Annotated in this window: 8 protein-coding genes and 2 tRNA genes; all 10 read right to left on the bottom strand. The window is 35.0% G+C overall.

Annotated elements, in window-relative coordinates:
* Positions 1-151: 151 nt before the first annotated feature.
* On the bottom strand, positions 152-631 hold the full coding sequence (gene rlmH, locus KA926_RS08765; RefSeq protein ID WP_019468536.1) for a 23S rRNA (pseudouridine(1915)-N(3))-methyltransferase RlmH: 480 nt from the start codon (positions 629-631) through the stop codon (positions 152-154).
* A gap of 695 nt (positions 632-1,326) precedes the next feature.
* Positions 1,327-2,127 (bottom strand): MBL fold metallo-hydrolase, encoded by an 801-nt coding sequence (locus KA926_RS08760; protein WP_107520589.1) that lies wholly within the window; start codon positions 2,125-2,127, stop codon positions 1,327-1,329.
* A gap of 441 nt (positions 2,128-2,568) precedes the next feature.
* A complete protein-coding gene (locus tag KA926_RS08755; RefSeq protein ID WP_107504573.1) occupies positions 2,569-3,351 on the bottom strand; it encodes a two-component system regulatory protein YycI in 783 nt (260 codons plus the stop codon).
* Positions 3,352-4,692: a YycH family regulatory protein gene (locus KA926_RS08750; protein ID WP_210144127.1), complete on the bottom strand. Its 1,341-nt coding sequence runs from the start codon at positions 4,690-4,692 to the stop codon at positions 3,352-3,354.
* Positions 4,682-6,514 (bottom strand): cell wall metabolism sensor histidine kinase WalK, encoded by a 1,833-nt coding sequence (walK, locus tag KA926_RS08745; RefSeq protein WP_046207189.1) that lies wholly within the window; start codon positions 6,512-6,514, stop codon positions 4,682-4,684. The genes KA926_RS08750 and walK overlap by 11 nt, the downstream gene beginning before the upstream one ends.
* 13 nt (positions 6,515-6,527) lie before the next feature.
* Entirely contained in the window at positions 6,528-7,229 is a 702-nt protein-coding gene (gene yycF, locus KA926_RS08740) for a response regulator YycF (protein WP_019468531.1), read from the bottom strand.
* 342 nt (positions 7,230-7,571) lie between these two features.
* Entirely contained in the window at positions 7,572-8,978 is a 1,407-nt protein-coding gene (locus KA926_RS08735; protein ID WP_210144125.1) for a DHA2 family efflux MFS transporter permease subunit, read from the bottom strand.
* Positions 8,979-9,365: 387 nt separating this feature from the next.
* Positions 9,366-9,815 carry a MarR family winged helix-turn-helix transcriptional regulator gene (locus tag KA926_RS08730; protein ID WP_192945678.1) on the bottom strand — a complete coding sequence of 150 codons (450 nt, stop codon included), beginning with the start codon at positions 9,813-9,815 and terminating at the stop codon, positions 9,366-9,368.
* A gap of 299 nt (positions 9,816-10,114) precedes the next feature.
* Positions 10,115-10,187, bottom strand: a tRNA-Asp gene (locus tag KA926_RS08725).
* 6 nt (positions 10,188-10,193) lie between these two features.
* A tRNA-Glu gene (locus KA926_RS08720) sits at positions 10,194-10,268 on the bottom strand.
* Positions 10,269-10,372 lie beyond the last annotated feature (104 nt).

Raw genomic sequence — 10,372 nt, 5'->3', positions numbered from 1 at the left:
TTTTACTTTGCAACAGAACCCGTTCCGATACGTTCAAAATCCCTTTATGAAGCGGCTGAAAAAACCGCATCATTTATGATATGCTTCTGCTTATCGGGTAGTAATGCGGTATTTGAAATAGCTTTTATTATACACAATCTATTTTTTAGTTTTATTTGTGATACGCTTCACCGCGCATGATTTTAAATGCACGGTAGACTTGCTCGATTAAGACGACGCGCATCATTTGGTGTGGAAATGTCATTTTACTGAATGACAGGGCGTAGTCGCTTCTGTTTAAGACGTCTTGATGCAAGCCATTGGAACCACCGATAATAAATGTGAAGTCGCTTTGGCCGCGTGTCATGCGACTTTCTAATTCTTTAGCAAGTCCTTCAGAAGTCAGCATATTGCCTTTTATTTCTAAAGTAACGACTGTGGATTGTGGTTTTACTTTTGCTAGTAAGCGTTGGCCTTCCTTTTCTTTCACTTGTTCAACTTCTTTGTCACTCATATTTTCAGGTGCTTTTTCATCTGGTACTTCAATAATTTCAATTTTGGAATACGCACCTAAACGTTTTTCGTATTCAGCTATGGCTTGTTTCCAGTATTTTTCTTTTAATTTGCCAACTGCAAGTATAGTAATTTTCATAATTTACCTCCTGTAAAAGCTTAAAAATCAATAGTTATTAGACTTATCCACAAGTTATGCACTTATTCACACAATTCCCTCTTATTATAACAGGAATGTATACGATAATTTAAAATAATTTACGTTTTTTCACAAATAAGGGTGGATAACCTGTTTATTTGTGGATAACTCTGTGTATAATGTGGGTATTTCTCTGTTAATTGTGCACATGTCTGGATAACTTTGGATAAATACGTGGATAAGTTGCCGATTGTCTTACATACTTATTCACAAAATTTACGTTTATTTTACAAAATCTCATGTTAATTCAAGCTATAAGGTAAGTTATCCACTGTTTATAAATTATCAGATAAATGCATATATGTAACTACTTTAATTAGCTAGTCATTTTATAAAATTGATAGTTAAACAAACTTCTAATTTAGTTAAAATGATACTGAACTAAGGCTCATGCATAAGTCTCCGATAACTCAGTAATATGAAAACTGGTGCTTTAATTAGATTTACATTTAGCCATCGTGTTAAAAGTACTCAATTTCGCTTCATATGCCAACTATGATTTGCATCATCTTCAGCAAATCCATTAAAATCCTCTATCTTTTCAAACAAGTCGTTTCAACAATAGCTTACAGTAGTCTTAGGCTAGCGCACAAAAAAAGCCCTAACCGCTTCAATGAAGGGCAAGGGCTGCTTTATTATAGTGTATATATTGGTGTGGCTTGAGCTTTGTCTGTGTCGCAGAGGAGTACTTCTTTTTCTGTATCGATGTCGTGTTCGTTTAGGACTTGACCAACGCTCATACGTGCAAGGTCTTTCATGTTGTTGTCTTGCGATAAGTGGGATAGGTAGATGCGTTTCGTGCTGCCTGTAATGACATCTGTCATGGCAAGCCCTGCATCTTCATTAGATACGTGTCCCATATCACTGAGGATACGTTGTTTTGTCTTCCATGGATAGCCACACATACGAAGCATGTCAACGTCGTGGTTACTTTCGAATACGAAAGCATCACTGCCTTGAATCATACCTTTCATGCGATCTGAAACGTAGCCTGTGTCTGTAAGTATCGTGAATTTTTTATAATTATTATGGAAGATATAAAACTGTGGATCTATGGCATCATGAGACACGTTGAATGATTCAATATCGAAACCGGCAATAGACTTAGTCTCGTATGGATTAAAAATGAATTTCTGATCCATTGGGATTTTACTATCTTTCTTTTCGATTGCTGACCATGTTTTTTCGTTTGCGTATATTGGCAACCCGTATTTACGCGCTAAGACACCAAGGCCTTTGATATGGTCGGAATGTTCATGTGTTACTAAAATGCCGTTTAAATTTTTAATTTGTTTGTCGATTTGACCAAACAGTTCTTCCATTTTCTTACCTGTCAGGCCTGCATCGACGAGAATACTACCTTTATCACTTTCTACATAAGTGGCGTTACCTGTACTACCACTCGCTAATACACTCATTCGTATCAAGCGATTCACCCTTTCTAATCGATAAACACTCTTATAATTTGTATAGGCAGTCTACGGTTTTTGTGACCTCAACATGCCCTCTGTCTAATTATTAAAGTTTTTTATATCTGCTGAAACTGTTTTTTAAATTATGTACTTTTGAACTATCCTATGTGGTACATATTTATGTTTACATGCGTTCATCTTAAATCAACGCAGTTGGTTTATAACTTTGATTTAACAATAATCTATTTTAACATACTTTGCAGCTTAAATTGAATTTAATGTTTAATGTGGTGTCTTGTTTTTTAAAATACTGTGTCTCAATGTACATAATAAAAGAGCGGTATCAAAATCAATGTTAATACTTTTGATTTCGTATATCCGCTCTCTTATTTTTATGATAAATCTTTCAATACTCACTAAACGGTATGCTTGTGTGAAGTCGTAAATGCTATGTCCGCACTCTTACTATTCTTCAACAATTTTAGGACTGTCTGAAATGGCTTCGACATAATATGTCTTGGACTCGTCTTTATGTTTTACTTTGATTTCCCAATTGGCTTCTAGTACTTGCACGTTAGGCTCTTTAACGACGGTATAATAGCCGAGTCGGACGTTGGTCACTTCATCGTTTCGTTTAAGATAACGATTATAATAAAGTGCTTCTATCGCGCTTTTCGCAGTGTTTACTTGTTTCTTATCGTTGTTAGCACCTTCTGATGGCTCTATGGATTTCATAGCTGTTTGTCTGTAGCTTGATGCTTTACCATCGTCATTGATATTAAATTTGAGTTGTGCTTTACTATTATTCATGATTGGAAAGTCGTTATAAGTCTGTTCAAAGGTAACATTTTTATCGTCAATTTTACTCATTTCGTAATTTTGACCTTTAAAGATTTTATCTTTAACATAGGATTTTAAATCTGTGTATTGATCGTTACCTACATCAATTGGATCATTGATTTCACCTTTGATTTTTTGACCGTCTTCTTCGCTTGTAATACTTGAACGTGCTTTTGCATAAGATGAAAAATCATTAGATCTTGCAGTGAGTAGTTGCATTTCTATATTTTTAACGCTTGGCAAATTTTCAGGAATTTCTATTTTTTCTTGTTTAAAATTCACTGCATTTTCGTCGGCGCTATCGTTAATATGAGATTTGTTGACTTTATCAATATAGATGATGATAAGGCTGATGTTCACTAGAATAAATACAAAAATAAATAATGTTTTCGTGTGTTTCCAGTTCATTTATTCTAGCCCCCCATCTTTGTATGCACGCCACTTATTATCGTACTCTACATACCAACATGGCTTAAACTCACTATTGCGCTGGATTTCTATATCTCCGTTGTCCTGTTTATCTTCCATACGGTAACCAATGGTCATGTTTGTTACCTTTTCGAAATCTACTTCAGGATTATTGGCTAGTTCCGAACGGACAGTTTCAGCGCCTGGCAAGTTGACTTCTTTTTCGCCACTATCAATAGTTACATTCGCTTTTAATAACGTACGCGCATAGCTATAAATACCTTTATTGCCCCAAGAGACTTTCAATGTATTTAAATCGTCGTCGTTAAACGTTGGTCGTCCATTCAAGAACAATTGATAAGTCAGATCGCCACGTTTATCGTCCGTATGGAATAATCTGAAATCATCTGTAAAACCACCGTGATTATTGATGTATGCACAGGTGCTTGGAATGCTTTCTTGCATATTCGTTGAACGATTTTCATCTTCTAATAGATTTGTGTAGCGATATTTTTCGGTTTCATCGTTGTAGTTGGCCACACCTGTATTATTGTTGTAAGTGACTGCACCGCTTCTTGAACTACGCACTACCACTGAATCGTTAAATAGTATTGAATTCATGGTATCTACACTAATGTGATTATAGATTGTATGGTAGGATTTTTGTCCTTTTGGTGACTTCGGTGCAAAGATATGTGTCGCTTTATCTATCGTATCTTTATTGGTAATAATTTCTGTGTAAGGTTGCATATGCTTATGCTGGTTTTCCAATGCTTGTGTGAATTTATCTGTCTTCACCGTTGTGGTCATGCGTACAACGTTATGTCTATCTTTACTAATCGCATAAAGTTTAATTTTGCCGTCTTGATTGTTATCTATTAACAAGCGATCAAATTTAAAGTTGTTGGGTACTTTGGCATTGATATTTAATACTTGGCCTAAATATGTAGCAAGTGGCATATCATAGGTGAAGTCCAATACTAAAAATTCATCGCTCAAGTCTGGAATAATTAAATTATGATTGCTGTGCATTTGTTCAGCGTGTAATACACGATGATTTTTTAAGGGTTTAATGATTTCTTCGACATTGCTGCGTGTTGCTTCCATACCTTCTGTGCTTTCACCTTTAGAGTGAATGACTTGGTATGGTGTGATCACTTGAGGCATTCCTTGTTTCAAAGGTTTACCGATTGTATTTGATTTCGCTTCTTTTTTACTATTGTCTTGTTTATCTACATTAGCCAAATCAGGTGAAAAGTTCCATGTCATATACGTCAAAATCGCACTCATGAGTACTAAAAGAAATAGGATAATAGATTTAATTAGTTCTTTACTCTGCATCCCAATCACCATCTTCTAGTACTTCACATGGAAGTGTAATAAAGATTGACGTACCTTGTCCTTCTACACTATTTGCCCAGATGCGACCGTTATGTGCTTCGACAATTTCTTTAGAAATGGCTAGTCCTAATCCTGTACCACCCATTTTTCGCGTCCGTGCTTTATCTACACGGTAGAAACGGTCAAAGATTTTATCTACTTTATTGATAGGGATACCAATGCCGTTATCTTTGACGCGGATGGTCATACGATTATACAGTGAGTTCTGTTTCACGTGAAACTCAACACGTTTATCACCACGTGAATACTTCATTGCGTTGGTAATGACATTGTCAAACACTTGTGTCATCTTATCTGGATCAATTTCTGTAAAGATTGTTTGTTTTGGAATCTCACGTACAAATGTTGTATCCTTCGCTGACATTTCATGGCGGTTAATAATTTTATTGATAAACATATTAAAATCGACAATTTCTTTGGTAATTTGATCTGATTCGTTATCCATTTTTGATAGTTGTAGTAAATCATTTACGAGTCGAATCATACGTTCCGTTTCTTCACGTGTCACTGATAAGAATTGTGGCGCTAACGCATCATCTTTCCATGCACCACTTTCTAATGCTTCGATATAACTATTCATGGATGTTAACGGCGTACGTAATTCATGTGAAACATTTGCCACGAATTCGCGACGTTCTTGTTCAACTTGTTGTTGTTCTGTTACGTCATGAAGTACGGCAATATAACCTGTAACGAAGCCGGTCTCTTGTACGATTGTACTGAAGTTTACACGAGCGATAATACCTTCACTTTCATTGATATCTAATAAGAAACTATCATTATTTTCTTGAATTTCATCTAATGAAAAATCTTCTTCTAATTTAAGCATATTTAACATGTAATGACCGATAATTTCTTCTTTCATCATGCCTAGCATCGTTAATGCCATATCGTTGACAATACGCACACGGCCGCGACGATCGGTTGCGATAATACCATCACTCATATGCGTAATGACAGAGTCTAGACGTCGTTTTTCACTTTCAGTATTTGCTTGTGCTTCTTGTACACGTTTGGATAAATTATTAAAGGCTAGTGCAAGTTCACCAATTTCATCATTACCGTAAATTTTAACACGTTGCGTATAGTTACCTTTAGACATCTCAACGGTTTGGTTACGCATATCGGTAATTGGCTTTGTGATTGTGCGCGCAATAAAGAAACCTAGTATCACTGTAATTAATAGCGAGATGCCTGTCCCAACAATAAATATTTGGTTGATGTTACTTAATTGGTTATAGACATCGTTGATATCTGCTTCTATATAAACATCGCCAATTGTGCCATCATCCGATGTTTTCACTGGTAAATTGTAGACCCACACACGTTGTTTTCCATTACCATAGTCTTTTAATACTGTATGGCTATTAATTTCTCCTAGAGATAGCGCTTTTTGTATGGAGCTGTCATTAGCTTTTTGATTTATTAGACTACGCGTAGACTGCTTTGAGGTAGCCATGATAATTTGATCTTTATCAATAAAACGAATTTCTTCTATTTCTTGTCTATTGGCATACTCATTCAATAAATTTTGGACTTCTTTTTGTGCATTGACTGAGTTGTCTTCGTCATAGACTTTTTCTATATTAATTTCTATTTGTTTCGCGTATTGCGAGATATTATTTTTAAATGTTTGTGTTAATTCTTTTTCTAGACTATTGGTAAAGTATAAACCGATAATCTGCATACCGATTACGATTAACAATACATAGACAATAACAAGTTTCGTGTGTAGAGATTGAAAATGTTTAAGCCACTTCATTTAATATTGTCCCCTAATCGTGTTGTTGGAGGAAGTATCCAACACCACGGCGCGTCACTATATATTCTGGATGTGATGGATCGTCTTCAATTTTTTCACGTAAGCGACGAATCGTTACGTCTACTGTACGTACATCACCAAAATAGTCATAGCCCCAAACAGTTTGTAATAAATGTTCACGTGTCATAACTTGACCCATGTGTTTAGATAAATAATGGAACAGTTCGAATTCACGGTGTGTTAATTCAATATCTGTACCACGTTTTTTAATAGAATATGCATCTGGATAGATAACAATATCTTTAATTGTAATTTCATTAGATGCATCGTTCACTTCTTGTGCTGGTTGTGAATAATGACGACGTAAGTTTGCTTTGACACGCGCAATTAATTCACGCGTGCTAAATGGTTTCGTCACGTAGTCATCGGCGCCAAGTTCAAGACCCAATACTTTATCGATTTCTGAGTCTTTTGCGGTTAACATAATTATTGGCATTTCATATTTTTTGCGTACTTCACGGCATACTTCCATGCCATCGCGACCAGGTAACATAATGTCTAATAAGACAATGTCTGGTTCTTCATCATATATTAAATCTACTGCGTCATTACCATCATATGCACAGAATACTTCATAACCCTCTTTTTTCAAGTTGAACTCTAAAATATCAGCAATTGGTTTTTCGTCATCTACTACCACAACTTTTCTAGCCATATTTATAAACCTCATTTCTAAATTGTAGTACGTTTACATATTTTTCTACGCATTTCTCTATAATATAATTTACCATTTATAGCGTGCTAATTCTATTTTTCTAAACAAAAAAATAAATTGGTATATTGTAAAATTATAACATTTTTTACTATTAATAGGTTAATTATAGATATATTAAGCCTACACAACATGATATCACTGTGCGACTATATTGCCCATAGTCTATAAAAAAGTGATACATATCTCAGCAAAGGTCATGTTATTTTGACTAAGGTATTTGAGATAACTTAGTCATAATTTGAACATGATGTCGCTTAAACTGGATATGCATCACTAATAATATTAAATATTTTTAGATTTTTTAACGAAGAGCGATAATATAAATCCGATAACTGTCAATATTACAATAAAGAAACAGGCATATTGGATACCATAAGACAGTACAACTTCTTGTTCTGCATTTGGATGGCTTGCGCCAAAGGTACGCATTGCTGTGCTATAAATCGTAATGGCAATTGCAGTACCGGCTGAACCTGCTACTTGTATTAACGTTGTAATCGTTGCTGAACCATCAGCATAAAGGTGGTGCGGCAATTGATTTAAGGCATTTGTCTGTGCTGGCATCATGACCATCGATATGCCAAAGAAAAGTACGATGAATGCCAAAATAATAGCCCAAACAGGTGTAGAAACTGAAATCATTAATGCAAACGTTAACGCTGCAATAAACATCAGTAAAAATCCGAAAATGCCAAAGTATCTAGCACCAAAACGATCAAATAAGGAACCAACAATCGGGGATAAGATTAAATTGATTGCATTACCTGGTAATAAAATTAAACCAGCAATAATCGAATTAAATAATAAAGCACCTTTTAAATATAGCGGCAACAATATACCCATAGATAGGATGCATAATATCGTAACGAAAACCATTGCAGCCCCTATGACAAACATTGGATATTTAAATACGTTTAAATTAAGCATCGGCGAATCAATCTTGAATTGTCGTACGATAAAGATAGCCAGTGCAACAATGCCGATCAATAACGGCAACCATACAATAGTACTTGTAAATGGTGCTTCAGCTAATGTGCTTAATGCAAAGATTAATCCCGCAAATCCTATTGTAGATAATGCAATAGAAATCATATCAATTTTAGGTTTGGTAATTTCTCCAACATTTTCTACTTTTGAAATTGCCATAAATAAAACGATAAGGTATAAAACCGCACTAATCCAAAAAATATAATGCCAGCTGGAAGCTGAGATAATGATACCTGACAGCGTTGGTCCAAGCGCAGGTCCAGCGGTAATCACTAGACCCATAATGCCCATCACGGCACCGCGTTTTTCTATTGGGAATATAAGCATCAATACTGTCACCATGATTGGTAGTAAAATACCTGTGCCAAGTGCTTGTACAATACGTCCTAATAATAAGAAACTAAAATTTGGCGCGAGCGCACCAATAATAACGCCTAATAGTGATAATACAATTCCTGTAATAATAAGTGGTTTCGTATTAAACCACTTGATTAAATAAGAAGAAGCAGGTACTAAACAAGCCATAACGAGTAAATATCCCGTCGTCAGCCATTGCACCACTGCAGCTGAAACTTGAAAATCAGCCATAATGTCTGTGAGCGCCATGTTTAACGCTGTTTCACTAAATAATCCCATAAATCCACCAATCATAAGTACAAGTGCGTACATGCTTGGGTTCTTTACTTTTACTTGCGTTGTCATTTTAAATACTCCTTTTTAATGGTTCCATGAAGTATAAGTATTATTAAGAGACCTAACATTGATATGTAATGCTGTCGCACGTGATAAACTTCGTACGCATTTACCTTTAAAATTAATCTCTTCGATCCATAACTTATCTCGATATACCATTCAAATTTGTTTTATATCATTGAGCATTTACAATATGAATTTTAAATGATAAACACATCTTTTCATTGATATGTATACGTTATTTGTTACTTCAAAGTAATGTCCTCGAACGATCAACTTCATTACTGTATCAAAATTTCTCTTTTATTGTCAACTAGGTTGACAATATTTAGTGCAAAATTAAAAGTATTGTAACCACTGCTTTTAAAATGGCACAATACTTCATGCTTGGATATTTTATTGTAAGTCTTCTAGTTGCCAGTCTTGATGTAAAATCGTTTTAAATAGCTGTAATTGCTCAGTTCCAATGACTTGTGCAATGTGTTTTTCAATGGATTGTTTATAAGTCATATACTGTTCAATGCATTCGATGCCGCTATCTGTTAATGACACACATTTCTCTTTTTTATTATGAACTAAGTTTTCAACTTTAACTAATTCTTTTTCTTCTAATTGTTTAATCGCTTTATGAATGGCTTGCCTTGTTAAATTAACCGATTGTGTTACTTCAACAAACGTCAGTTTACTTACGTATAATTTTGCCATGATATACCATTCTGAACTGGAGTTGTGGATCCCGTTCTTGTCATTTGCTTTGTTTTCAACAATATTCCTCAATGCACCGTGTCGTTCGCTAAGGACATCTAGCATATCTAAATTTTTCAATTCTGGATCTACAGTCATCATTGTTTCACCTCTTGTCTCACTCAATACATTTAGTTTAACCTTTTTTATTTTAATTGTATAAAAAAGTGTTATTGCAAAGCAGCATCGCATTTACAATGATACTTTTATGAACTGTGCTAATCTGCACTAACATGAAGCATTTAAATTAAGCATTCACATATCATCCGCTTGTTTCACAAACGAATGTGCACGCTTTAATGTTTATACATAAATAACTACTATCTTCAATAGAATGAAGTTTAAAATATATATCGTAGAAAATTGTACAAAAAAATGCCCATCCTATTGGATGGGCAATACGGTCTCGACGGGAATCGAACCCGCGATCTCCTGCGTGACAGGCAGGCGTGTTAACCGCTACACTACGAGACCTAAAAATGGTGACTCCTACGGGACTCGAACCCGTGTTACCGCCGTGAAAGGGCGGTGTCTTAACCGCTTGACCAAGGAGCCTCTCTTAAGCACAAGATAAATTATATCAACTCTCATTATGGTTGACAAGCTATTTTTTAAATTAATTTAGTATAATTTTCTATCATTAATGTATAAAGTAAGAA

The sequence above is a fragment of the Staphylococcus sp. GDY8P94P genome (assembly GCF_017892255.1).
Taxonomy (GTDB): Bacteria; Bacillota; Bacilli; order Staphylococcales; family Staphylococcaceae; genus Staphylococcus; species Staphylococcus cohnii.
Note: the sequence above shows the minus strand (reverse complement) of the source record. Positions and strands in the feature narration are given on the sequence as shown.